At 63.0% G+C, this 23,133-nt stretch carries 23 protein-coding genes, 2 tRNA genes and 3 pseudogenes; 11 read left to right on the top strand and 17 right to left on the bottom strand.

What is annotated here, in order from left to right; genetic code table 11:
- Positions 1 to 181 precede the first annotated feature (181 nt).
- The 7 genes from QM841_RS07240 to QM841_RS07210 all read left to right on the top strand — a co-directional run bounded on the left by QM841_RS07240 (position 182) and on the right by QM841_RS07210 (position 5,088).
- On the top strand, positions 182 to 952 hold the full coding sequence (locus tag QM841_RS07240) for a lytic transglycosylase domain-containing protein (protein WP_280781464.1): 771 nt from the start codon (positions 182 to 184) through the stop codon (positions 950 to 952).
- A 196-nt stretch (positions 953 to 1,148) separates the two neighbouring features.
- The gene (gene eno, locus QM841_RS07235) at positions 1,149 to 2,435 is read left to right on the top strand and encodes a phosphopyruvate hydratase (RefSeq protein ID WP_164059063.1); all 1,287 of its coding nucleotides are present in this window, start codon (positions 1,149 to 1,151) and stop codon (positions 2,433 to 2,435) included.
- Positions 2,436 to 2,468: 33 nt separating this feature from the next.
- The gene (locus QM841_RS07230; protein ID WP_280781466.1) at positions 2,469 to 3,194 is read left to right on the top strand and encodes an FtsB family cell division protein; all 726 of its coding nucleotides are present in this window, start codon (positions 2,469 to 2,471) and stop codon (positions 3,192 to 3,194) included.
- Positions 3,191 to 3,745, top strand: coding sequence for a DUF501 domain-containing protein (locus QM841_RS07225; RefSeq protein WP_280781467.1), 555 nt, complete (start codon positions 3,191 to 3,193; stop codon positions 3,743 to 3,745). Before QM841_RS07230 ends, QM841_RS07225 begins: the two co-directional genes overlap by 4 nt.
- Entirely contained in the window at positions 3,742 to 4,686 is a 945-nt protein-coding gene (locus QM841_RS07220; RefSeq protein ID WP_280781468.1) for a Ppx/GppA phosphatase family protein, read from the top strand. Before QM841_RS07225 ends, QM841_RS07220 begins: the two co-directional genes overlap by 4 nt.
- A 50-nt stretch (positions 4,687 to 4,736) precedes the next feature.
- Positions 4,737 to 4,810, top strand: a tRNA-Leu gene (locus QM841_RS07215).
- Between the two features lie 152 nt (positions 4,811 to 4,962).
- A complete protein-coding gene (locus QM841_RS07210; RefSeq protein ID WP_283331431.1) occupies positions 4,963 to 5,088 on the top strand; it encodes a hypothetical protein in 126 nt (41 codons plus the stop codon).
- A gap of 45 nt (positions 5,089 to 5,133) precedes the next feature.
- On the opposite strand, the gene QM841_RS07205 is transcribed toward QM841_RS07210, so the two are convergent.
- Positions 5,134 to 6,495: a glycosyltransferase family 39 protein gene (locus QM841_RS07205; RefSeq protein ID WP_283331430.1), complete on the bottom strand. Its 1,362-nt coding sequence runs from the start codon at positions 6,493 to 6,495 to the stop codon at positions 5,134 to 5,136.
- A 551-nt stretch (positions 6,496 to 7,046) separates the two neighbouring features.
- On the opposite strand from QM841_RS07205, the gene QM841_RS07200 reads away from it, so the two are divergent.
- Positions 7,047 to 7,334: a hypothetical protein gene (locus QM841_RS07200; RefSeq protein WP_283331429.1), complete on the top strand. Its 288-nt coding sequence runs from the start codon at positions 7,047 to 7,049 to the stop codon at positions 7,332 to 7,334.
- 14 nt (positions 7,335 to 7,348) lie between these two features.
- Here the strand turns inward: QM841_RS07200 and QM841_RS43360 are convergent.
- The 6 genes and pseudogenes from QM841_RS43360 to QM841_RS07185 all read right to left on the bottom strand — a co-directional run.
- Positions 7,349 to 7,444: pseudogene (locus tag QM841_RS43360) on the bottom strand (DUF2510 domain-containing protein); the annotation flags it as partial.
- A 101-nt stretch (positions 7,445 to 7,545) separates the two neighbouring features.
- A complete protein-coding gene (locus tag QM841_RS07195; protein WP_283331428.1) occupies positions 7,546 to 8,502 on the bottom strand; it encodes a restriction endonuclease in 957 nt (318 codons plus the stop codon).
- Positions 8,503 to 8,511: 9 nt separating this feature from the next.
- Positions 8,512 to 8,601, bottom strand: a pseudogene (locus QM841_RS43355) (hypothetical protein); the annotation flags it as partial.
- Positions 8,602 to 9,037: 436 nt separating this feature from the next.
- Positions 9,038 to 9,604 carry a DUF4352 domain-containing protein gene (locus tag QM841_RS07190; protein WP_283331427.1) on the bottom strand — a complete coding sequence of 189 codons (567 nt, stop codon included), beginning with the start codon at positions 9,602 to 9,604 and terminating at the stop codon, positions 9,038 to 9,040.
- Positions 9,605 to 9,685: 81 nt separating this feature from the next.
- Positions 9,686 to 9,784 (bottom strand): annotated as a pseudogene (locus QM841_RS43350) (DUF2510 domain-containing protein); the annotation flags it as partial.
- An 84-nt stretch (positions 9,785 to 9,868) separates the two neighbouring features.
- On the bottom strand, positions 9,869 to 10,426 hold the full coding sequence (locus QM841_RS07185) for a hypothetical protein (protein WP_283331426.1): 558 nt from the start codon (positions 10,424 to 10,426) through the stop codon (positions 9,869 to 9,871).
- A 146-nt stretch (positions 10,427 to 10,572) separates the two neighbouring features.
- Here QM841_RS07185 and QM841_RS07180 point away from each other — a divergent pair, with 146 nt between their 5' ends.
- On the top strand, positions 10,573 to 10,920 hold the full coding sequence (locus QM841_RS07180; protein ID WP_283331425.1) for a hypothetical protein: 348 nt from the start codon (positions 10,573 to 10,575) through the stop codon (positions 10,918 to 10,920).
- A gap of 104 nt (positions 10,921 to 11,024) precedes the next feature.
- Here QM841_RS07180 and QM841_RS07175 read toward each other — a convergent pair whose 3' ends face one another.
- Positions 11,025 to 11,957, bottom strand: a complete 933-nt coding sequence (locus QM841_RS07175; protein ID WP_283331424.1) for a restriction endonuclease — start codon at positions 11,955 to 11,957, stop codon at positions 11,025 to 11,027.
- A gap of 478 nt (positions 11,958 to 12,435) precedes the next feature.
- Positions 12,436 to 12,912, bottom strand: a complete 477-nt coding sequence (locus QM841_RS07170) for a DUF2637 domain-containing protein (protein ID WP_283331423.1) — start codon at positions 12,910 to 12,912, stop codon at positions 12,436 to 12,438.
- A 205-nt stretch (positions 12,913 to 13,117) separates the two neighbouring features.
- Between QM841_RS07170 and QM841_RS07165 the strand changes: the two genes are divergently transcribed.
- Positions 13,118 to 13,175, top strand: a tRNA-Ser gene (locus QM841_RS07165).
- A 721-nt stretch (positions 13,176 to 13,896) separates the two neighbouring features.
- Here the strand turns inward: QM841_RS07165 and QM841_RS07160 are convergent.
- From QM841_RS07160 to QM841_RS07125, 8 genes are all read right to left on the bottom strand, one after another.
- The gene (locus QM841_RS07160) at positions 13,897 to 14,685 is read right to left on the bottom strand and encodes a 2-keto-4-pentenoate hydratase (protein ID WP_283331422.1); all 789 of its coding nucleotides are present in this window, start codon (positions 14,683 to 14,685) and stop codon (positions 13,897 to 13,899) included.
- Between the two features lie 169 nt (positions 14,686 to 14,854).
- Positions 14,855 to 15,880, bottom strand: coding sequence for a VOC family protein (locus tag QM841_RS07155; protein ID WP_283331421.1), 1,026 nt, complete (start codon positions 15,878 to 15,880; stop codon positions 14,855 to 14,857).
- 116 nt (positions 15,881 to 15,996) lie between these two features.
- Positions 15,997 to 17,607, bottom strand: a complete 1,611-nt coding sequence (locus QM841_RS07150; RefSeq protein WP_283331420.1) for a fatty acyl-CoA synthetase — start codon at positions 17,605 to 17,607, stop codon at positions 15,997 to 15,999.
- Positions 17,608 to 17,707: 100 nt separating this feature from the next.
- The gene (locus QM841_RS07145) at positions 17,708 to 18,667 is read right to left on the bottom strand and encodes a PDR/VanB family oxidoreductase (RefSeq protein ID WP_349307392.1); all 960 of its coding nucleotides are present in this window, start codon (positions 18,665 to 18,667) and stop codon (positions 17,708 to 17,710) included.
- Between the two features lie 221 nt (positions 18,668 to 18,888).
- Positions 18,889 to 19,389, bottom strand: coding sequence for a hypothetical protein (locus tag QM841_RS07140; protein ID WP_283331419.1), 501 nt, complete (start codon positions 19,387 to 19,389; stop codon positions 18,889 to 18,891).
- Between the two features lie 2 nt (positions 19,390 to 19,391).
- Positions 19,392 to 20,132, bottom strand: a complete 741-nt coding sequence (locus tag QM841_RS07135; protein WP_283331418.1) for a dienelactone hydrolase family protein — start codon at positions 20,130 to 20,132, stop codon at positions 19,392 to 19,394.
- Positions 20,133 to 20,272: 140 nt separating this feature from the next.
- Positions 20,273 to 20,767, bottom strand: coding sequence for an aromatic-ring-hydroxylating dioxygenase subunit beta (locus QM841_RS07130; protein WP_283331417.1), 495 nt, complete (start codon positions 20,765 to 20,767; stop codon positions 20,273 to 20,275).
- Positions 20,768 to 20,783: 16 nt separating this feature from the next.
- Entirely contained in the window at positions 20,784 to 21,968 is a 1,185-nt protein-coding gene (locus QM841_RS07125) for an aromatic ring-hydroxylating oxygenase subunit alpha (RefSeq protein ID WP_283331416.1), read from the bottom strand.
- 332 nt (positions 21,969 to 22,300) lie between these two features.
- On the opposite strand from QM841_RS07125, the gene QM841_RS07120 reads away from it, so the two are divergent.
- On the top strand, positions 22,301 to 23,089 hold the full coding sequence (locus QM841_RS07120) for an SDR family oxidoreductase (protein ID WP_283331415.1): 789 nt from the start codon (positions 22,301 to 22,303) through the stop codon (positions 23,087 to 23,089).
- Positions 23,090 to 23,133: the final 44 nt, after the last annotated feature.

Genomic DNA, 23,133 nt, shown 5'->3' with positions numbered 1-23,133 from the left:
GATAGGCAAGGCGAACCTTAGGCCTGTGGAAAACATACACCGCGCCTCCTTGTCCGAAGAAGCCCTCACCAGCACTTTTACAACCCTTTACCTTTGGTGTGTTGTCACGCCGTGACCCGGCTCGGTGTGGGAGCGGTCTCGGGTGGCCGGGATCGACGAGTTTCGTGTGGATGATGGAGACGTGAACCGATATCCCGTGCGTCCGAAACGTCGTTCCCGATGGCCCGGACCGCTGTTCGCTCTTCTCGCGGCGACGGTGGTCGTGGTTCTCGCCTACGGCGCATGCTCGCGGGAGCAGCAACCGAGGATCGCGATTCCGGAAGGCATCCCACCCGGGCCCGGCGCGGCGACCCCGCCGATCGACATCAACGCACCCGGGCGTTCGGCGGATCAGCTGCACGGATGGTCTGCCGGGCTGGCCGACTCGATCGGCGTCGGGAGTACCGCGCTCGAGGCGTACGGCTACGCGGCGACGGTGATGGCCGAGACGAAGCCGGAATGCGGAATCGGGTGGACCACCCTCGCCGGAATCGCGAGTGTGGAGAGCCGGCACGGCACCCACGCCGGTTCGGCGGTCGGGCCCACCGGTCAGGTGACGCCCGAGATCCGGGGCATCCCCCTCGACGGGGGACCCGGTGTCGCCGAAATCCCCGACACCGACGGCGGGGCGATGGACGGCGACCCGGTGCACGACCGCGCGATGGGACCCCTGCAGTTCATTCCCGAGACCTGGAAGCGGTGGGGGGTCGACGCCAACGGTGACGGCGTGGCCGACGCCGACAACATCGACGACGCAGCGCTGACCGCCGCCCGCTACCTCTGCGAGCGGGGCGGCGACCTCACCGCTGCGGAGGGCTGGCAGTCGGCGCTGATGGCCTACAACCTGTCGGGCGAGTACCTCACGCTGGTACGCGACCGTGCGTCCGCCTACTCGGTCGGAGTGCGCCCGTAATCCTTCCGCCGCCGGTTCGTGACGTGATCGACGCCACATCGGTAGGCGCCCCGCGGGCGGCTCGCCGTCCGCGGGGCGCGCCATCCCGCGCCGGTTTCGGTGTGCCGTTACGCTGTGTGCTGGCACGATCTGGTGTCCCTGGCACGATCGGACCGGTCGGTGCACAGTGCGAAGCCCATATAAGGAGAATCAGCAAGTGGCCATCATTGAGCAGGTCGGAGCCCGTGAGATCCTCGATTCCCGTGGAAACCCCACGGTGGAGGTCGAGGTGCTGCTCGACGACGGAAGTTTCGCTCGCGCCGCGGTTCCGTCGGGCGCATCGACCGGTGAGCACGAGGCCGTCGAATTGCGAGACGGCGGCGACCGGTACGGCGGCAAGGGTGTCGAGAAGGCCGTCGAGGCCGTCCTGAGCGAGATCGCTCCGGCCATCATCGGGATCGACGCCACCGAGCAGCGGACCGTCGACCAGGCCCTGCTGGACGCCGACGGCACCCCGGACAAGTCGCGTCTGGGCGCCAACGCGCTCCTGGGTGCGTCGCTGGCGGTGGCCCGCGCGGCCGCCGAGTCGTCGGGTCTGGATCTCTTCCGTTACGTCGGCGGCCCCAACGCCCACGTCCTTCCCGTCCCGATGATGAACATCCTCAACGGTGGCGCGCACGCCGACACCGGTGTCGACGTCCAGGAGTTCATGGTCGCCCCGATCGGTGCCGCCACGTTCAAGGAGTCGCTGCGCTGGGGCGCCGAGGTGTACCACGCCCTCAAGTCGGTGCTGAAGGAGAAGGGCCTGGCCACCGGTCTCGGTGACGAGGGCGGCTTCGCCCCCGACGTCGCGGGCACCAAGGAAGCACTGGACCTGATCAGCGTCGCCATCGGCAAGACGGGCCTGGTCCTGGGCACGGATGTGGCACTGGCACTCGACGTCGCCGCCACCGAGTTCTACACCGACGGCACCGGCTACAAGTTCGAGGGCAGCAACCGGACCGCGGCCGAGATGTCGGCGTTCTACGCCGAGCTGGTCGACGCGTACCCGATCGTGTCCATCGAGGATCCGCTGGACGAGGACGACTGGGACGGCTGGGTCGCCCTGACCGATCAGATCGGCAACAAGGTCCAGCTCGTCGGTGACGACCTGTTCGTCACCAACCCGGAGCGTCTGGAAGAGGGCATCGTCAAGGGCGCCGCGAACGCTTTGCTGGTGAAGGTCAACCAGATCGGCACGCTGACCGAGACCCTCGACGCCGTCGACCTCGCCCACCGCAACGGCTACAAGACGATGATGAGCCACCGGTCCGGTGAGACCGAGGACACGACCATCGCCGACCTCGCGGTCGCCGTGGGCAGCGGTCAGATCAAGACCGGTGCTCCCGCCCGCAGCGAGCGCGTCGCCAAGTACAACCAGCTGCTGCGCATCGAGGAGAACCTGGGCGACGCCGCCCGCTACGCCGGCGAGGTCGCGTTCCCGCGGTTCGCGTTCGAAGGCTGACGTTCGACAGTCGAGTAAGGGGTGTTGGAGTAGGTGGCACAGCGCGGCAGGCCGCGGTCGTCCGGAGCAAGTCCGGGCGGCCGGGGCTCCGGGCGTGGTGAACGGGCCCGCGGAAACCGGGCGGACGGCACTCCCGGCGGAGCGCGGCGCCCCCGCACCACCAAGTCGACGACGCCGGGGCAGGCCGACGGCAAACCGGACGCCGTCGACGGCTCCGACACCGGCAAGGTGCTCCCCGGTCGCGCTCGCCCGAGACGGGTAGGTGCGGCCGGGGCCGCCCGCGCAATTCGCTCCGAGCACACGATCCTCGGACTGTCGACGGGCAAGGCGCTCGTCCTCGTCATGGTCGTGCTGCTTCTCGCGCTCACCCTCGCGGTCCCCCTGCGCAACTACCTCACCCAGCGTGGGGAAGCGGATCGTATTGCGGCGGAACAGGTTCAGCTCGAGAAGGATCTTCAGGAGCTGCGGATCCTCGAGGAGCGCTACTCCGACCCCGCCTACATCGAGGCGCAGGCACGCGGCCGGCTCCGGTGGGTGAAGCCCGGCGACACCCCGTTCCAGGTGCAGTTGCCCGGCGACTACAAGGAGCCGGAGAAGCCGGAGGAGAAGGACGCCGAGATGGCAGGCCCCTGGTACTCCGACCTGTGGAAGACCATTTCAGAACCGCCGGCCGCGCCCGAGGTGCAGCCGGCACCGGCTCCGGCGCCCCCCGTGGTGCCGCCGCCCGTACCGCCAGAACCAGGAGAACCCACCGGGTGACTAATTCGTCCGACCCGTCCAGCCCCGTGCCGCAGGAAGACCTCGACGCCGTCGCCGCCCAGCTGGGCCGCGAACCGCGGGGAGTGCTCGAGATCGCGTACCGCAGTCCCGACGGCACGCCCGGCGTCGTGAAGACCGCGCCCAAACTTCCCGACGGAACACCGTTTCCGACGCTGTACTACCTGACCGATCCGCGACTGACCGCGGAGGCCAGCCGGCAGGAGTCTGCCGGGGTGATGCGTGAGATGACCGAGCGTCTCGGACAGGATCCGGAGCTTGCGGCCGCGTACCTGCGCGCCCACCAGTCGTATCTCGCCGAGCGCGACGCCATCGAGCCCCTCGGAACTGACTTCACCGGCGGCGGAATGCCCGAGCGCGTCAAATGCCTGCACGTGCTGATGGCCCACTCGCTGGCGAAGGGGCCGGGCGTCAACCCGCTGGGCGACGAATCGGTGGCACTCGCCGCGTCCGCGGCAGGCGGAAAGCTGAGGGGCACCGCGATTCCCGCGGACTGGCCCGGCATCGACGACGTCGAAAGTCCCGAGCAGTGACGCGCGTCGCCGCCGTCGACTGCGGCACGAACTCCATCCGTCTGCTCGTCGCCGACGTCGACGAGCAGGGCGCACTGCACGACGTGTGTCGCGAGATGCGCGTCGTCCGGCTGGGACAGGGCGTGGACGCCACCGGGCGCCTGGCGCCCGAGGCCATCGAACGCACCCGAGTCGCGTTGAGCGAGTACGCCGGAATGATCGCGGACGCCGGCGCCACCGCCGTCCGCATGGTGGCCACATCCGCCACCCGCGACGCATCCAACCGGGAAGACTTCTTCTCGATGACCCGCGAGGTGCTGGGCGCCGTCATCCCCGGCGCCGGGGCCGAGGTCATCACCGGCGACGAGGAAGCACGGCTGTCGTTCAACGGGGCCGTCGGGGAACTCGATCCGTCGCAGGGACCGTTCGTGGTCGTGGACCTCGGCGGCGGTTCCACCGAAGTGGTGCTGGGCGACGAATCCGGCGTCCACGCCGCCTTCTCCACCGACATCGGGTGCGTGCGCATCACGGAGCGCTGCCTCCATGACGATCCGCCGACACCCGCACAGGTCGAGGAGGCCCGCGCGTTCGCGCAGGACCGCCTGGACGAGGCGTTCGCGCGTGTCCCCGTCGAACAGGCCCACACCTGGGTCGGCGTCGCCGGAACGATGACCACCATCGCCGCGCTCGCCAAAGAACTGCCCGAATACGACGCCGAGCAGGTGCATCTCTCCCGCATCCCGATGCCCCGGCTGCGGGAGGTCTGCAACTCGCTGATCGCCATGACCCACACCGAACGGGCCGCCCTCGGCCCGATGCACCCGGGGCGGGTCGACGTCATCGGCGGCGGCGCGATCGTGACCCTCGCACTGGCCGACGCATTCGAGAAGAAGGCCGGCATCGACCAACTCGTCGTCAGCGAACACGACATCCTCGACGGAATCGCATTGTCGATCGCCTGAGCTAGGGTGATCTGCGCACGGTCGCCGAGCGGCACCCTCGGCGACCGGTAGCCCCTATAGCCCAATTGGCAGAGGCAGCGGACTTAAAATCCGCACAGTGTCGGTTCGAGTCCGACTGGGGGCACAGGTCAGAGGCGGTTTCCGTCTCAGTTCCCGGGTGCCTCCTTCCCTGATTTGTCACGGATTGTCACATCGGCGGCTAACTGGCGCCGCGAAGCTGAAGATCGTCGGCAGGAACGCATCAGGAACGATCGTGAATGGAGAGGTGGCTCTGTCGTGAATGGTGTGATCTTCGCGCTCGATCAGATCGGTCAGCTAGCTCAGGAGCAGGCACGCATTATCGCCGAGAAGGATGCCCTGATCCAGCAGCTGCAGCAGCGCCTCGGCGAACTCGAGAAATAGAAACGCCCCGCACCCCTCCCCTGGGGTGCGGGGCGTTTCGTCGTTTCAGCTGCGATACAGGCTAACGAGCACACCGCCGTGCTGAGTCGTCGTCACGAGTGTGAGCGGGCTACCACAGAGACGCGGTCCTGTGCGGTCGATCAACGGGGACCCAAGTACGTGAACATCCCACACCCGATCGACGCCAGCGAGCGCGGCCGCGGTGCAGGGCTTGCTGAGGTTGCCGAACGTCTTCAGGTCTTCCTGGCCGGGGGACACATTGAGCGGGTCGGCCAAGGGCGGGGCGGGGCTCCGGTCGTTGTAGTAGTCGAATCCTGCGCGGATTGCAGTGAAGTCGAAGATGATCGCGTCGCCGGGGCGAGCCTGCTGGGCGACGGCGGCCTGTGCCGATCGGAGGTCGTCGCCATGCCCTGCGAAGCCGCGCACCTTCACCTGCTCTGGATAGGCCAGATGCGAAACGAGGATGAGGAACGCGAGTGCCGCCACCACATTGGCTCGGGTGAGAACCATCGCCGCGATGAGCGCGTAGAACGGCACAACGAACAGGACGTACCGGGCCACGAAGATGTTCTGCACGTGGCCGACGAGCCACAGCGTCACCGGAAGTGCCGCGACGATCAACAGCCAGCCGTGCGCCTGCCACTGCCGCGAGAATCCTGTCCAGACAGCGAAGGCGAGAACCGCGGCCACGAACAGTAGGGCGATCGTCTCAGTGCCAGCAAGTTGCCCGCCGACCATCTTCAACCGTGGCCACGTGGCCGGAGGGATCCACTCCGTTGCATTCTTCCGCCAGAAGGAGAGGCCGAACATCGTCGCCGCTACACCGAGCGCCGGCGACCATGCCAGCGCTGCGGTGCGCCACGGCACTCGCCGCCACATCAGCGCAGCGTGTCCAGCGAGGATCATCAGCGCCATGAAGCTGCAGAGTGCTCCGAAGGTCAGCGCGAGGGCGTAGCCGATCCAGCGGGCCCGTCGGTCGTCGGCGAGAGCCAGGTGCAAGAGGAGTGTTGCGACGACGATGGCCGCAAGGATGAACGCCTGTGCGCGAACCTCTTGCGCGTAGCGAGTGGTCGACGGCAGCACGAGGAACAGTGTGGCGGCGACAAGGGCGCCCCTGGTCGTGGTGTACCGGACGGCGATCTGAAACAGAGCAGCGACCGCGATGGCGACCGCGATGGCCGAGATCGCCCGCAAACTCGTCTCGGACGTGCCGAACAGTGTCGACCAGGCCCACATCATCAGGTAGTACGGGGCCTGAACCGTGTCGCTGTTCTGCGCTAGGACGACGATGCCGTGCGGTCCGCGCTCGGCCATCAGCGCGGTGACAACCTCGTCTCGCCAGAGCGACGGCCTTCCGATGTTGCGCAGGTTGAAGAACAGGGCGACGAGAGCGACTGCTGCGGTCAAGAGTACGAGGTGAGTGTCGCGGGCCTGACGGGATTCAAGTTCGACGGAGGCAGCCACTCGGAACATGATGCCTCACGTTGCGCGCGCGAATGACTAACGCCCCCACCTGTCAAGATGGGGTAAGACGTTCTGTCGTGGGGAACTATCGCCAACGCGCGAGCGCCGAGACACACTCCTGAACTTTGGAGCCGTACCGATCGCCCGCCGAGGCATCAAGAACGCCACGCCCCGACGGCAGCGTCGAGACCGTCTTCGTGTTGCTGGAGAGACCCATCACTCCAAATCCCGGCGTGATCCACACCGCGCCAGAGACGGACCGTGACCCGTCAGCCCGGAACACATTCGCTGCGGTATACGTGTACTCGATTCCATCCGTCTGTGCCGACACTGCCGCGATGTGGTTCAGAGTCCGCCCCTCTGTCAGTGAGGCCTGAATGGCCGAAACGATCTCGGGGTCAGGCTCCTCGCAGCCCGCCGCCGAGGCGGTCTGAGCTGGCGGCAGAAGCCCTGCGCCGCCCGGCGTCGCCGTCGAAGGCGGCGCCACCAGCGTTGTGGATGTGAGGGTTGGCGTGCTCGGCCGTGTGGTTGTGGGCGCCGCCGCCGGCGCCCGGGTCGCCGCCGACGCCCGGGTCGCCGTAGGCGTCGTCGCCGACGTGGAGCTCGTCGTGGTTGAGGTTGTTGCGCCCGAGGCTGACGACGACGTGTCTTCATTGGGTCGGAAAAAGGTGAAGGCAACGGCCAGGACAGCGATCGCGGCAACCAGGCCGAGGGCGAGGCGGTTGTTCCGCTTCTTGGCGTCCGGGGCGGTCGGCGGGGGTGGGGTCTTCGGGCCTTCCTGAATGGCGCGCGGCTTGGTTGCAGAGGTCCACTGTCGCCCATCCCACCAGCGAAGCTGAGGTCTACCCTCCGGGTCGGGATGCCAGCCTGGTGGGGGAGTCGGTGTCGTCACCTGCGCATCAAACCAGGCGAACTGGACGTACGGTATAGATCGGTTGAATGTATCGGCGGGTACCGCGATCCTCGGTTGCCCGCGCCCTTGAGTAGGTCCGGTCAGGTGGCCGAGTCACCCCAAAGCTGCTCGTGTGTTCGAGAGTTCCATTTGATGCGAAGTTCCGATTGCGTACGCCCATCGGCTGTCTCTGTAGCGACGAAGAAGACCTGGTCGCCGTCGAGGTCGGCGGAGCCGTGCGAGAACCCTGTTCCCCCGAGCTCTCCGTGTGTAAGCGGCAGCTCTGTCAGGTGAACCTGAAGTTCACCGTTAATAACCGCGTTCACTACCCGTAAGAGAGCGTTACTCGACGATTCGTAGACGAACAACTCAATCGGTTCGCCTGTTTGGGCATCCTTCGCGGTCGGTAGATCGGAGTCAATCGAGAACTTTCGTTCGTGTCCCTCCGCGTCGCGATACGCCGAATTGTCGGCGGGTACGCTGGACATCACTGTGCTGACCAAGTCCGCGGCAGTCATCCGAAACGTGCCATCGGGATAGAAGAGCGAAAGTGGACTCTCGCTCTCATCGATACGATTGCTGACGTGAACTACTGTTCCGTCAGACTGCTGAATCGATAACACGACTTCTTGCGGCCGCGCCCTGAACGTCTTAGCCCACACCGAGTTGAGGTTGTTCACGATGTCGGTACCCCATCCATCGGGATCCTCGTGGGGCGTCACGGTCTTGATGTTGAGAGCGGCCGCCTTTGCCTCCGCTTGCCTCGTGAATCCCGATTTCGAGACCAAAATAAGCTTATGTGTCGGTAGCGTGGCATGTTTGCCGTGCATCTGTTCTACCCATTCGACACTCTGCGGTGACCGTTTATGGTCCCGGCATTCCACACTCACGACAACGGGGTCCCCAGCGACATCACGCTCGATATAGACGTCTACCTCGCGGCGTTTGCCTGTAGCTCGATCGATCACCATGGCGGACTCGGTGACCGTCGCATCATCACTGATGTGGGCATGGATGATCGCGACTAACTCCTGGAAAAGGTTTGACCTTTGAGGCACGACGCAACGCTACCGAAAGTGGGCCCAGTGGACTAGGAGCAGGTGCGATCGCGTTTCGCGGAATCCGTACCTCTTGAGGAAAACCTGCTGGCCAATCTCGTCGCAGCTAGCATCGCTGGTCGCGTGATGTCATTAAGAGCCACGGCGACGAAACTTATCTTGGCAGGCATAGCTGAGATGAGTGCGGGATACTCAGATCAGATCGCTTTCAACTTGGGTAGGTTAGTCGGCCGAAAGTACCGATTCCGGAGTCTCGGATGGGTCGTGATCGCAATCGGTATGACCATTTTCCGCCGCGCCAGGAACTTCGAACGAGGATCGTCGCTCCCGAAAGGCCCGATCTAGAACGACCATTCCATCCGCCACCGCCGCCAATCGATGGGCGGAACTGCAGCACCCCTGTCGGACTCTTTGAGTCGAACGCGAGCCGAAACCGGTACTTGGCCGCCGGCGTCATATCCCTCGGCCATTCGGCGGGTATGCAGTATGCGCTCGCATCGGATGAGGCCAAGGGAGTGCAAGTATTCGTCGTGGCTTACCTGAAGGTCACCCTCGCTCCATTCGAGAACATCGAGTCGTGCACTTCCAGGGCGACTGGCACAGTTCCGATCGGGACGTCGAAGACCACCCTTGTCGAGCGTGTGATCCCGGGATTGAGGTCACCGTCGCCTTCGTCGTCGCCGTCGAGACTGAACTCAGCCGAGCTGTCGTTGGTGAACTCGCGTCCCTGGTCGTCGACCAATACCTGATTCAGACTGGAGTAGTACTGGGGCTGCTTCGAGATATTCGTGACGTCCACGTGAACGATCACGAACTCGCCCTCGGCCTTCTCACTGAACATCGACGATTCACGTCCGATGGTGGACAGCCCAGATTCCATGTCAGTCAACACAAATGCGAACTTGCCATCACGGACTTCGGTTCCGAACCCGTGCGCGGCCGCAGCCGTCGACGTCGCTGCCCCCGCAGTCGGCCGGATGGCATCCGTACCAGCTGGCTGGACTTGAGTAGTGGTTGATGTGCGCGCCGAATTGGACGAGGGTTCGTCCCCTCCCGTGAGGGCTGTGCCGATGATGACAACACCGACCAGAGCCCCTGACACACCAAGCACTGCGTTTCTAAATGAATGGGGGTTCTTGGGAGGCGTAGCAGCGAAAGGCTGCGCTCGCATGCGCGGTGGAGCAGGATGCGTAGCCCCGGTCCAACGGAATCCATCCCAGTACCGAAGGGTCGCTGGATTCGAGGGATCCGGGTACCAGCCTGGGGGAGTCGGAGTCGTCACCCGCGCATCATTCCAGGCGAACTGGGAGTTCGGTATCGATCGTTTGAATGTATCGCTACGTACGACCTATCCGCACGCTATCAACTACTCCGTAACCACTGTCCAAGTCTTCAGCTCTGCAGAAGGCGAGGGTTTGCCGTTCCAGAGGTGTGCTTGGAAGTCGGGGTCTTTCACTTTGACTTCGCCGGCTACCTTGCTGTTCTCCATGAAATAGCTTGCGACGTAGACCGCGAACAGCGATTCGGAAATCGGCGAGGCCTTGAGCGCCTTGGCGTACAGCGTTGCGATCTGCCGGATTCCATCTGCTGACTTGATCGAGGGGTCGCAAATGTCGATTGCGGCAGCCTGCATTCCCGGGTGACCACTGTCTTTGCTCAGTCGTCCGGTCGTGACGCGCGCACCGTTCGGAAGTTGAACCGACGCAACCGCTGAGGCGAATACTGGGTCAGTGATAGCCAGCGGGTTGGGGCATTTGTCGACTGGCGCTGCCTGCACAGTCGTGGTCGATGTCGACGCTGCCGTCGACGCGGCCGGGGCCGCCGAAGTGACCGACGAAATCTGCGTCGAGGAGCCGTTGCTTGAACTACATCCGGCCACAGCAAGGGTGCACATGGCGGCGCCGACCGCGATCATCTTCTTCACCTGCGCATCAAACCAGACGAACTAGACAGGCGGTATATACCGTTTGAATGGTCTCGACGGCCCGGTCTTTTGCAACTGGACGTGGAGCAGATCTCTTGTTCCTGCGAACTTCTGCGCGATGGCCAGACTCTCGGTACGTTGCGGCAATGACGAATACCCAAGAGGGCGACCTCTATCTACCAATTCGCAACTATGTCTCTGCGCGGCGAGTGGACGTGGAGTCGCTGGGACAGACAGCGGCATGGCTTGAGCGAAACGATCACCCTGTTACGCATCAGCGCACCGAAGGTCAGTCCGGAAAGGCGACGATTACGTTCCAAACCGGGCCTGACAAGTGGACAAGCGAGACAAGGACTGTCGACGCCGGCAACTGGATTGTCATAGGCGCAAACAAGGAGATCATCGCAATACTGAACGACGATGAGTTCACCAGCAGATATCGGAAGCCCTTTCCTGGCGAAGGCGATGACATCACACTGGGTGGGCAAGGCTAGGTCAACGAGTCAACTCTGATCGCGCGTGCCCGCCTGGTCGATCGACCGGGCGGGCATTGTCGTTGATGGCGTGACATCCGTCTACACGATCCGAGTGTTTGCGCTCATCTCTCCGCGGGTGCATCACGCCAGTCGACGCGAACCTTGGTTCGCCGACCGCCGTTCGGTGCCTGTGTCGCGACGAAGAAAACAGTATCGCCCTCGAGATCTGACGATCCGTGGGCAAAACCTGTTCCTTCGAAATCCCCGTGTTTGAGTGTCATCTCGCCGACCCGCACCTCGAGAGAGCCTTTGACAACCGCACTCGCGATGCGAATCAGGGTGCCACTATCGGCTTCCTTTATGTGAAAGTCGATTGGTTTGCAGGTGATAGTGTCAGTCGCTCTTGATAGGAATTCGGTGCAGTCGAGCTCGAAGGTCTGCTCATGTCCAAGGGCATCGCGAAAGGCGTCGTTGTTGGGGTCGATGCTGCTTACAGCTGTGCTCATCAAGTCGGCCGCATTGGTCCGAACCACTCCATCGGCATCGTAAAGCAGCGGAGAGCCGTCGCCGACGAGGCTACTGACGTTTTTCTCTGCTCCATCCGGCCAATCCAGAGTGAGCACTAGCTGTTTTGGTGACGTTCTAAACGTCTTCGCCCAAACTGACCTGAGGTCATTCGCGATCTCGGTGCGCCACGAATCCGGTTTGTCGTACGGCGAGATGGTTCGAATGCCGAGGCCTTCCGCCCGCAGTTTAGCTTCTTTCGAGAACCCTTTGCTGGAGACCAGAATCAATTTGTCAGTTGGCAACGAGGCGTGCTTCCCCCACATCGCGTCGACAAACTCGACACTCTGAGGTTTGTTGTAATCCCTGCATTCCACGCTCACGACGACTTCGTGCCCCGCTACTTGCTGCTGAATGTAGATATCGACCTCGCGGGCATTCCCAGTAATACGACATATCGGCATCGCAGATTCGGTGACCGTGGCATTTTCGCTGGTGTGTTCGTGAATGATCAGGATGAGTTCCTGAAACAGATTCGTCCGCTGTGGCACATCGGGAACGCTACCTAAGTTTCAGTCTGACTGCTCAGGCAAGGTGCGGGTCGATCGCTTCCCTCGTCGACCCGCACCAGCGAACGCAGGCTATCAGCGATCGAACGCATGTGCGAAGATTTTGTCATGAAGTCCGTCGAGCCCGCGCCGCATCGATGTCCGAACGGGCACTCGCTCGGGCCGAACGCATGCATCGTCGGCTGGGAGGTATGCGCCTGCGACTCCGCCGGCAATGGTGGCCATCGAACGCACTACTGCCGCGAGTGCGGGGCAACTGTGCGGACGCCGCCGTGCACGGGTGCCGCTCCGCAGACGGACCGTTGGTCTGGTCGTCCGTGATGCCTGCGATGTATAGGGCGGGGTGCCCGGGAGGATCTCGGGCGCGCGCACGGCGCACGGGAGACACACGCCGCCGGCCCCCGACCGCACGCGGTCGAGGGCTGAGTGGCAACGCGCTGGGTTTACCGGCCGGGCGGTTTCAAGCCGCGGCGAGCAGCTCCCCGTCGACCTCCTCGGACAGAAGCTCGGGCGCGGCGGCCGAGCTAGTGGTGCGACGCGCTTCCTCGTGCGCCAGCGTGATGGCGAGGTGAATGCTGGCGAGTTGGACGAGCGGCGGGATGACGGAGATAGCGACCGCGATCGGACCGCCGCCGTTGGTGACGGCGTGTGCCGAGTTCCCAGCGACGGAGACCGCGGTGCCGAGCACCAGCAGCATCCACGCGTAGGCCTGCGGCCAACCCTTCGAGAGGGTCGCGGCGGCGATGGTCGACACGATCGTGAGGCCGTCGACGATCAACGGGAAAGCGGCGCTCTGGTGGTCCGCGATTCCGTTGTTCGCGGCGAGATCCGACAGCGCGGTGAAGCTCATCCACGATGCGAGTGCGGTGACGGCGACGGCGCCGACGGCGGTTCCTCGAGCGGGAGTGGCGTCGGGCAGGCGTGAAAGAATTCTCATGGCCGGGGTGATCTCCTGGCTGATAGGTCCCCTCGTTGGTCTGACCACCTTCGAGGGGATTTCTGTTGGGGGAGCATGCCCTAGCGGAGCCGGGCGCTGCACGAAAGTTGTCACTGAGTTGTCACAACTCGTGCCGCGCCGGGACTTCTTCTGACTCGCTCAGGGGTGCAAAGCGGCAGGTCGCCGCGCTCCGCCTCGTCTCAGCGCGCCCATCGGACGGACTTAAAATCCGCCAAGTGTCGGTTCGAGTCCGACTGGGGGCACTGGAGTCCATATGGATCCAGATTTCTGGACCAGGACAGTGGTTTTCGGGTGGTAGTGTGGACGTCGGTGGGCTTCCATAGATCTGAGTGGACAACCAAGACAGCGGATTTCAGATCCGTAGTGGATGGCATCCTCTCCGCCGTCACGGCTCCGCATTCGCGCAGCTCAGGGGCGGTTTTCTCGTTTAATGGTCGTTTCACCGGGTGGCTCAGTGTCACGAGGCTGTCACAACTAGGGCTGTTGACCTCGTCGACGTCGGCAACCTCTCAGCTGGTCTTGTCGAAGAGGCTGTGCGGAAACAGATTTCGCGAGTAGACAGGCAGGGCGACGAGAACGATAGCTTCGATGAAGCATTCCTGGATATCGCCATCGTAAACTGGGATCTAAATCCTCGGGGAGAGGGAGTGGGCCGAGACCCAGGTGTTCTTCGCTGCTGCCGATGCCGAGGCTGCGGCAGCAGGTGCCGAGGGCGACGGCTCAGCATCGACGACGCCAGTCCGGCGGTCGCCGGGCATCGTCGGTACAGCCCGCGCCGCTGAACTCGAGCGCATCAGCTCACAGCGAACGAAGCGGAGAATCCCCGCACTGAACGCCGGCTCGACGCGGGTCGTACCGGAGTGTGCGGTTGTTCCGGTAGTGCTGCGGACAGTCGCGGAGAGAGCTGGTGCGGCGGCGTCAGTGGGGGACGAACGCGGACACGCGAGCCAATTTGCTGTCGGACTACTCGCTGAATCCGGCCGTAACAGATCCAATTCCGGAAATAGTTGCGGTGTAGGTGGCGCCGGGCTTAACCGTTACCGCGGGACCGAGAGCTCCGGTGAGGACGATGTCGTAGGTACGCAGACGAGTCCCATGCTCGAGTGCTGTGTTGGCGAGCCATGTCAAAGCATTCCACGGGCTACCCCAGCAGTCGGAGCCGGTTCCCCGGGAAACGGGGATGCCGTCCTCGGCCATCGACATCTGTACCTCGTCGAGGTCGGGTGCGTCCTCGATTCCGCAGTACCCGCCGAGGACGTACAGCCCGGAGGAGGCATTGTCTGCAACAGTGTCTGCCAGGCTGATATCCCACTCGTTGATCCGACTGTCGACGATCTCGAGGGCCGCCCGCATATACGTGACGAAGCTGGGCGCCTGCTCTGCAGTGATCGGGGCCACGATGTCGTGCGAGAGCACGATCGCGATCTCGGCCTCGATCCGCGGCTGGAGCAGTCGATCCGACGTGATCGTCTTTTCGTCGGTGCAATCCATATCGTCGAACAAGGTGCCGAAGTGGGGGAGGCTCGCTCCGACTCGATCCTGTGCGGCCGGTGACGTCAGTCCGATCTTGCGGCCGACCACCCTCGAAGCGAGGCGGTTCTCGGCATTGATCGACTGAACGCGGTACGCGGTCGCGATATCGTCACCGATGAGATCGCGCACCGGTGCGCACGGGATCCGTGTTCGCTCCGATGTGGCAAGCCGCCTCGCCGCGGTCGGGATGGCTTGTTGCTCTGCCGGGGTCACAGTCACGGCACTACCCTTCTTGTCTTCGTGGGTCTCGATGATCGAATGGCTCCTCCCGCCGCTCGCTCGACGGTCAGGTGTTCCGACTCGGGAACACCTGACCGTCGGTGGCTCACCTCGGTCGTAGCCCCGACGGGGGATACGACGATAGCGAGTCGCCGAAATACATACTCCGTCAGAGGGGTACCGGCGCGGATCTGAGCTCGGAGTGCAAGGGTGCCGCGTCGGTGGTCGGAGCCATCGGATCGTTTTCGGCATCCCACTCCGCCAGCGAATCGCCGTAGAAGGTCAGACCGTCCCGTACCGATGCTGGGGTCCATTCGATGGCCTCCCAATCCGGATCGAAGATCAGGTAACCGCCGGCGTACAACTCGATCCGGTGGCCCGAACCCGGGTCGCGGACGTAGAGGTAGAGTGCCTGACCGATTCCATGTTTGCCTGGGCCGACATCGAATTGGACGTCGTGGTCCTTGAGGATGTCGGCGGCAGTCAGCAGATCGGAGAAGTTCTCCAGATTGAACGCGACGTGGTGGAGCTGGCCGGGCTTCTCGTTGGGATTGGCCACCAGCGCGATATCGTGTACCTGCGGAGTGACCGACATCCACGACGCCAGTAGTGTGTCCGATTCCGGTATGCGAATGAACTCGCGCCGCTTGAATCCGAGTGTCTCACGCAACCACTGTTCGGCCGGACGCACCTGCTGAGGTTCGCACTGGACGTTGAAGTGATCGATGCGGCGCACTCCTAGTCCGCGCCGCTTGGAGCTGTTGCTCGGCAGCTTCGAGCGCAGTTCCGCTGGGGCTGCCGGCTTGGTGATGTCGTAGAACAGCTCGATCGGGTGTCCCGCGCCCGGCCAAATGAACCTGATCGCTTCACCGCGGCCGGTTTCCCGTCCACTGGGCAGTTCGAGCACCTCGATCTCCTGCTGGAGAAGTTTCGAGTGGAACCGTTCGACGTCTTCTCGTCGTTGCACGCGCAGGCTGTAGGAGTCGACCACCGGGGTGGGGTTCTCGAACAGAATCAACGAGTGGTGGACCAGTTCCATGTAGCCGCGTAGATAGACTACGCCGCCCGTGCGTTCGACGACTTCCATGCCCAGCAGGTCACGGAAGAAGGTCAAGGACTTTTCGAGATCGGGGGTGCCGAGGCTGATCGCACCGATCTGTGCGATCTGGGGGCCCGGGTCAAAGTTCGACGTCATTGTTTTTCACTCCTGTTCGACGGCCGACCGTTCCAGGCGAGGAGCGATCGGAGGGTTGGTAGTGGCTGCGTACGCTCCCGCTGGTCGTTGACCGGAGAGTGCGGGTTCGTGCTCGGCTAGGTGAGATCCTGTTGCCCCAGATCGGCGTATAGAAGGCGAAGTTCCTTCTTGAGGATTTTCCCGCTGGGATTCTTGGGGAGCGAGTCCGTGAGTATCACGTACTTGGGGCGCTTGAAGCCGGCCAAGGTCTGTGCGGTATGTGCGGTCACAGCTTCCGGCGTCAACGCGGAACCTGATCGGGGGACCACCACGGCGACGACGGCCTCGACCCAGTAGGGGTGACTGACACCGAACACCGCAGCTTCGGCGACGCCGTCCAGAAGATAGAGGGCCTCTTCGATTTCCCTGGACGCGACGTTCTCGCCACCGGTCTTGATCATGTCCTTCTTGCGATCGACCACGGTGAGGAAGCCGTCCTCGTCGATGTGTCCGAGGTCGCCGGAATGGAACCAGCCGTTGACGAAGGCCGCATCGGTCTTGTCCTGATCGAGGTAGTACCCGAGAGTCGCGTGCGGTGAACGGTGCACGATTTCGCCGACCTGGCCGGAGGGGAGTTCGACGTCGTTGTTGTCGACCACTCGGGTTTCGACATTGAGTGCTGCGCGGCCCGCCGATCCGGCGTGCGAGAGCTGCTCGTTCGGTCCCAGGATCGCCGCGACCGGCGACATCTCGGTCTGCCCGTACAGATTCCAGAGCGCAACGTCTGGGAGGCGGGAGCTGAGTTCCTTGAGCACTTCCGCAGGCATGGGTGAAGCTCCGTAGTAACCTTTTCGCAGACTCGACAGATCCCTGGTCTCGAAGTCGGGATGCCGCAGCAACGAGATCCACACGGTGGGGGGACAGAACAGCTTGGTGACCTTTTCGCGTTCTATCGTCGCGAGCAGTTCAACCGGGTCCGGACTCGGCAGTATGATGCTCGTCGCGCCGAGATAGACGTCGACGGAGAAGAAGCAATCAAGCTGCGCGCAATGGTACATGGGCAGGCTGTGCAACTCTACGTCGTCGACGCTCATGCCGCCGTCGATCGCGCAGGAGACGTACTGACTGATTAGTGAACGAGAAGACAGCACAACCCCTTTGGGTCGTGATTCGGTTCCGGAGGTGTACATCAGACGTATCGGATCCTCGTCGTCGACCGATACGTCGGGCGCTGTGTTATCACCCTGGTCGATCCACGCGTCCACGAGTTCCCACGGCCCGCTCGGCTGCCCGTCGGACAGTGTGATCGACCCGCACAGCGCATCGGAGACCTCTGCCAGTGTCAGAGCCAGTTCTACCGTGGGAACCAGTACGTCTTCGACAGCCACAGCCCGTGCGCCCGAGTGCGCCAGTACGAATGCGATCTCCTCGGCGTTCAGCATAAAGTTGACCGGGACGAGTACCACCCCCAGTCGGGCGGTCGCGAAGGCCAATACCGCGAACTCCCAACAGTTGTGCGAGACGATCGCAAACCGGTCGCCCTTACGCAGCCCCTTCGCGGTGAGGTTGTTGGCGCATCGGTTGACCGCCTCGTCGAACTGGCGGAAGGTCACTCGTCGCTGCGCCGTGATCACCGCGATCTTGTCCGGATAGCGAAGCGCTGTCCGGCGAAGCAGGTCTCCGACCGACTGGCGGCGGGCCTGCCTGACCGGCGTATCGATCAGCGATGCGGGTGGCGTGCGAATCATGTTGTGTCGTCCTTCAGCGGTATCGAAAGGTGAAGTGAAGGGTGGGATGATCAGTGGCAGAACAGAAGTACTCGTATCGGGACTGCGTCCGCCGCTTCGGCTACAGATCCAGCCGTAGTCGAGTGGACTCAGCGCGGCTGACGCAGATCATGATGGTCTCGTTGCCGGTTCGCTCCTCAGGTGTGAGGACGGTGTCGCGATGATCGGGTGTTCCTTCGAACACCGCTGTCTCACAGGTCCCGCAGTAGCCTTCTTTGCATGAGAACGGGGTTCCGGGAAGACGCTCTAGAACTACGTCCAGAATCGATCGGTCCGGCGGTATCTCGAGTACTTCCCCGGTGCTGGCCATTTCGACTTCGAAAGCCGCATTGACCTGATCCAAGGCGGAAAGAGCGGCCGGATCTGCTGAGAAGTGTTCCAGATGCAGAGAATCGGGCGACAGCAATTCCGCGCACTTGTCTTGCACGGCTACCAACATCGGCTCTGGCCCGCAACAGTATACGGCCGTGCCGGCTGGACAGTCCCCGATGGCCCGCGCGAGATCTGGGATTCCGCGTTCGTCCTGTGGAACGATCTCGACATCCCCCTCGCACGCGCTGAGTTCGTCGAGATACGCCATGCTCCCACGGCTTCGCCCACCGTAGATCATCGACCAGTCCTGCCCGCGCCGGTCCAGTTCTCGGGCCATGGCAAGGAGCGGCGTGACGCCGATTCCGCCTGCGATCAAGAGGTAGCTCTTGGCTTCGATCAGCGGAAAGTGGTTGCGTGGTCCCTGCACACTCAGCTCGCGGCCGAGGAGATCGCCGTCGTGAATCTCCACCGAACCGCCCCGACCGTCAGCAACTCTGAGCACGCTGATTCTGTAGTGTGTCAAATCCTTCGGGTCCGAGCACAGTGAATACTGGCGAATCAAGCCCGAGGGAAGCCAGAGATCGATGTGTGAACCCGGATCCCACGGGAGCACTTCGGTTCCGTCGGAGTTTCGCAACTCCAGCGAGAGGATGCCCTCGGCTTCGGACGACACGCGAGTCACCGTCATGAGGCGCTGCGGTCCGGTCACGGCGAGCTCCGGCAGGGCGAGGCCGACGTCGGCGATCCGGTCGACCCGCTGCGCCGGCCGACCGGGCTCAACGCATCAGATCTCGACCGGACCCCCGGTATCGACAGGATGTGGTTGTCCTGCATAGCTACTCCTGCTGATCTTTGGTGCCGAAGTCGAATCGGATTTTGCGCGGATGCGTATAACCAAGCTTCGGGCGCGGGGGTGGAGGCGGTGCGGTATCAGGCGTTGATGACCTGGTCGCGGAGGAACTTGCTGACCTCACTGACCGGCGCGAACGGCAGGCTGGAATCGATCAGCCCGAGTTGGCTCAGGACCGCTGCCTGGTCCCAGTAGAGACGTTCGCTCTGCATCAGGCCGTCTCGGAACTGGACCATGACGAGGAAATCGACTTCGACGACCTTGCCGGTCGGTTCGAGCCCGGGAAGCAGGAAGGGAACGACCTGATCGTGTGTCATTCGCATGATGGATTCTTCGAGGAGAAAGGTATCTCCCACTGATCGCGCGACCGTCTCCTGTGTTGTGTCCGCCGGGATTCCAGGAATGAAGTCTTCACGGTAGTACCGTCGAAGCGCCTCCTTGCCGAAGTCCCCGCTCATCGTCGGCAGGTGCATCACACTGGCGTCGTCGACCATGGTCGAGACGGTCTTGTCGGCGTCTTTGATAATGAACTCGTACGCGGCGTGCTGTTCCCAGAGATCGACCATTTCATCGCGGTTCATTGTCACTCCTTGAAGGTGTTGTCGAGGAAGGTAAGCAGTTCGGTCCAGGCATGGGTGGCCGCGGGCTCGACGTAGGTGGGTCGGGAATCGTTGAAGAACGCGTGTCCGGCGTCCTCGAGGACGACCTCCACAGGCTGTCCGGAAGACTTGGCCCTGGATGCGAATTCGAGTGCAAGTTCCGCGGGAATGTGATCGTCGTGGCGCCCGTAGAACAATCGCGTTGGACACGACAGATTCTCGGCTCGTGTGAGTGGATTGGGTTCATCCGACACCCCGAATGCGCCGTAACCTGCTGGGGGACCGTAAAACGGTGCCGCAGCAGCCCATCCGCCGTCCGGGTCTGTCGCCGCCAGGAGTGTCAGGTAGCCGCCGAGGCAGAAACCGATGACGGCGACCTTCGAAGGGTCCACCTCGGAGTGGCGGACCAGAGTGTCGCGGGCGGATTTCAGATCGCCGAGGAGACGTTCCGGACCGAGTTCGTAGACTCGGTGTACCGCGGAGCCGTAGTCGCCGGCCGCGACGTCGTCGACTATCCGAGAGTCGCGGGCGAAGAGGTCGGGTGCGATGGCGGAATAGCCCGCTTCGGCGAGTCTGCTGCATAAGTTTCCGAAATGCTCTGTCAGTCCCTCGATTTCGTGAATCACCACGACGCCGGCGCGGGTGTCGTTTGTCTGGGCGGTGGCGAGGTAGCCGTTCACCTCGAGCTCGCCGATCGGAATGGTCGTCTGTTGAAACTGTGACATGATGTTGTCCTGTCCGTTGTGTCCTTGCGGCCACTCGTCCGCAGTTCGCTGCAAGTCGGCGACCGGCCGCCGCTCTGGTAACCGAAAATCGGTTGTACATAGGGAATTTCAACTGTCCTGCAGACCGGACGAGTTGTTCGTCAGAACGGGTAGGTGACCTCGTGCGTGAGGAGGTCGTTGTCATGGACCGCGGTTCGATTCCGCAAGCGCAACTCTCCGCTTTCTGAGGTGATGGTGTCGTAGTAGACGCCAGTGACCTGGGTTTGGACACGTCCGTCAGGGCCCGTATGGAAGATGACGAAGGAAGACTTCACCTTCAGTACGTCCTCACCCGGCAAGAAATCGATGTCGATGTTGCCGGTGATCCGTCGGCTGCGTCCTGGTTCGATCGACCAGTACTTGTCGATCATTTCCGCGCGGTCGGCCATAGTCGCGCGGTTGTCGTTGATGATGGCGAGCGGCCAGTTGTTCTCCCGGTTCTCGGCGGAAGTCGCGACATAGGTTCCGTCCGTGGTGAACAGGCCGACCCAGTCCCGGTACCGCTTCTCGTCGAGCGCCGAGCTCGCGGTGTTGAGGAGTCGGACGACCTTCTCCCTCAGGTCTGCGCCGACAACACCGACAGTGTCAGAATTCATTGTATGGACCATGAGATCAGAACCCCATTCGTTCTCGGTAGTTGCCGTAGAATCCGCGAACGGTGTATTCGCCTTCCAGATCACCACTTTTGGCGTCGAGGTCGCCCAACGCCATGAAACTGGTGTCGATGCTGGTGACTCCTTCGGTCGCCTGCACTGCCTTGACAGCGACGACGTCGTCGCGGCCGGCAAATCCCGCCGGGCCGAAGAAGTTTCCGTAATCGCGGGCGCGTTTGGCGCGGATCTCGGCGGAATCACCCTTCAAACCCAGTGCCACGGTGTGCAATTCCGCTCGATCGACTCCCTTGGGCACGATGTGCCGGACATTGAGCATGTCCCATTCCTCGAGAACGAGGGCGTTCGGGAAGACACCCATGACTCGGTTGAATCCACCCGGCCCGGGCTGGGTGGCACTCTGGAAGAGCTTGTAGTCCTTCATCTTGAAGGCTTTGTCAGCCAGGTGTCGTTCCATGATCTCGTCGGTCAACGAGACCATGTCCCATTTGATCGCGCCGTGACCGTTCTCGAAGACGAGGTTGTCACCGACTGTGTAGATCCCCAATGCCTGCGAGAAGTTGTGAAGCAACGACGCGTGGTAGGCATCCTGGGTGTTCTCGAAGAACAACTTCCAGTTTCCCTGGACTTCGTAACGGTGATATCCGAGTATCTCAACCTCACCCCCACGTAGCACGGCATCGAGATGAGGAGCGGCTTCGGCCAGGTAGCCGATCAGTGGTTCCACCTCGCCGAAGGTCGCCCACACGAGGCCGGCGAAGGTCTCCACCCGCGCGGCTCGTAGACCGCCACGGTCCTTGTGTTGCCCGTCCGTGTAGTTCTTCCGCAGAGGAACGCCCAACAGCTTTCCGTCAGCGCCGTATACCCACTGGTGGTAGATACAGGTGAAGGTCGAGCAGTTGCCCTTCGACTCCAGAGCGACGAGAGCGCCGCGGTGACTGCACGCATTCTCGACCACCTTGACCGATCCGTCGCGTGCGCGGCTCATGATCACAGGCAGTTCACCCATCCAGGATCTGCGGAAGTCGCCTGGATTCGGAATCTCGGCCTCGAGGCCGACGAAGGTCCATCCGTCCTGGAACAGGATCTTCATTTCCTGCTTGTAGACCTCTTCGTCGGAGAAGACTCGCCGATCTACCTTCGTCTGCGTGATGGAAGGACTGGGCCTGGGGCTGACAGCAGTCATGCCGTTCTCCTTTCGCGGAGTAACTGGGGCTCTGTTTCAAGTGGCAAGGTCGGTGTCGGCCTCGTGCCGAGACGGTGGCCGGGAGCCGCTGTGAAGGCCGTGTCCATCGTTGACGTGCATCATTTGCTTGAAATTGAACTTATGTGCGGGCACGGTGCGTTTCTATCCCACCTGCGCACAGTTCTGTCCAGACGCCGCCAATGCGGTACCCGGAGTCGGGTGGGGCGCCGGATTGGATAGGAACATGCGCAGTGGGGATAGCAGGGCCGCGGACCGATCAACTAGCTTTGGCCTCTATCAATCGGCTGCACAACAACTTGGAGAGGCCAAGCATGCCAGAACTGGCAGGGCGCACTGTGCTCGTTACCGGTGGAGCCACGCTCGTGGGACAGGGGGTGGTCCGTTCGCTGCACAAGGCGGGGGCCAACGTGCTCATTGTCGACGTGAACTCCGACGGCGGTCACGAGCTCGCCGAAAGTCTGGGGGAGCGGGTCGCCTTCGAGCAGACCGACATCACGGACGAGCGCCAGGTGGTTCGCGCCGTTGCCCGCGCCGTCGAACTCTTCGGAAGTCTGGACGGGCTGGTGAACCTCGCGTGCGTCTACAACGACGACGGACCGAACTCGACTCGCGAGCAATGGCTCGGCGCCTTCGACGTCAACCTCGTCGGCACCGTTTCGGTGACGAGGCAAGCACTTGCGCACCTGGCGGCGTCGGATCAGGCCGCGATCGTCAATATCACGTCGATTTCCTCGAAAGTCGCTCAGATCGGGCGATGGGTATATCCCGCCACCAAAGCTGCCCTGGTGCAACTGACGCGGTCGATGGCGATGGATCTGGCCGGTGAGTCGATCCGTGTCAATTCGGTCAGCCCCGGTTGGACGTGGTCGTCGGGTATGGAACAGCTGGTGGCCGGCGACCGGAGCAAAGTCGACGCTGTCGCCGCACCCTTTCACCTGACAGGTCGGGCGAACGATCCCGAGGAGGTCGGCGAGGTGGTCGCGTTCCTGTTGTCGCCGTCTGCATCCGGGGTCACTGGCGCCGACTGGGCCGTCGACGGTGGATATTCGGCAATGGGCCCGGAACAGGCGGTCCCGGCAATCAGCAAGCTGCTCGACTGAACTGGCGCTGGACCCGTTCGGGTGCGCAGTGCACGCACAAATCC

It is taken from the genome of Rhodococcus sp. IEGM 1307, from assembly GCF_030056915.1.
Classification (GTDB): Bacteria; Actinomycetota; Actinomycetes; order Mycobacteriales; family Mycobacteriaceae; genus Rhodococcus_F; species Rhodococcus_F opacus_D.
Note: the sequence above shows the minus strand (reverse complement) of the source record. Positions and strands in the feature narration are given on the sequence as shown.

What these genes read in the sequence shown, in the direction of transcription:
- QM841_RS07180 (WP_283331425.1), top strand. Translation starts at nt 10,573, where the DNA reads ATGACGAATACCCAAGAGGGCGACCTCTATCTACCAATTCGCAACTAT.
- QM841_RS07170 (WP_283331423.1), bottom strand. Translation starts at nt 12,912, where the DNA reads ATGAGAATTCTTTCACGCCTGCCCGACGCCACTCCCGCTCGAGGAACC.
- QM841_RS07155 (WP_283331421.1), bottom strand. Translation starts at nt 15,880, where the DNA reads ATGACGTCGAACTTTGACCCGGGCCCCCAGATCGCACAGATCGGTGCG.
- QM841_RS07150 (WP_283331420.1), bottom strand. Translation starts at nt 17,607, where the DNA reads ATGATTCGCACGCCACCCGCATCGCTGATCGATACGCCGGTCAGGCAG.
- QM841_RS07140 (WP_283331419.1), bottom strand. Translation starts at nt 19,389, where the DNA reads ATGAACCGCGATGAAATGGTCGATCTCTGGGAACAGCACGCCGCGTAC.
- QM841_RS07135 (WP_283331418.1), bottom strand. Translation starts at nt 20,132, where the DNA reads ATGTCACAGTTTCAACAGACGACCATTCCGATCGGCGAGCTCGAGGTG.
- QM841_RS07130 (WP_283331417.1), bottom strand. Translation starts at nt 20,767, where the DNA reads ATGAATTCTGACACTGTCGGTGTTGTCGGCGCAGACCTGAGGGAGAAG.
- QM841_RS07125 (WP_283331416.1), bottom strand. Translation starts at nt 21,968, where the DNA reads ATGACTGCTGTCAGCCCCAGGCCCAGTCCTTCCATCACGCAGACGAAG.
- QM841_RS07120 (WP_283331415.1), top strand. Translation starts at nt 22,301, where the DNA reads ATGCCAGAACTGGCAGGGCGCACTGTGCTCGTTACCGGTGGAGCCACG.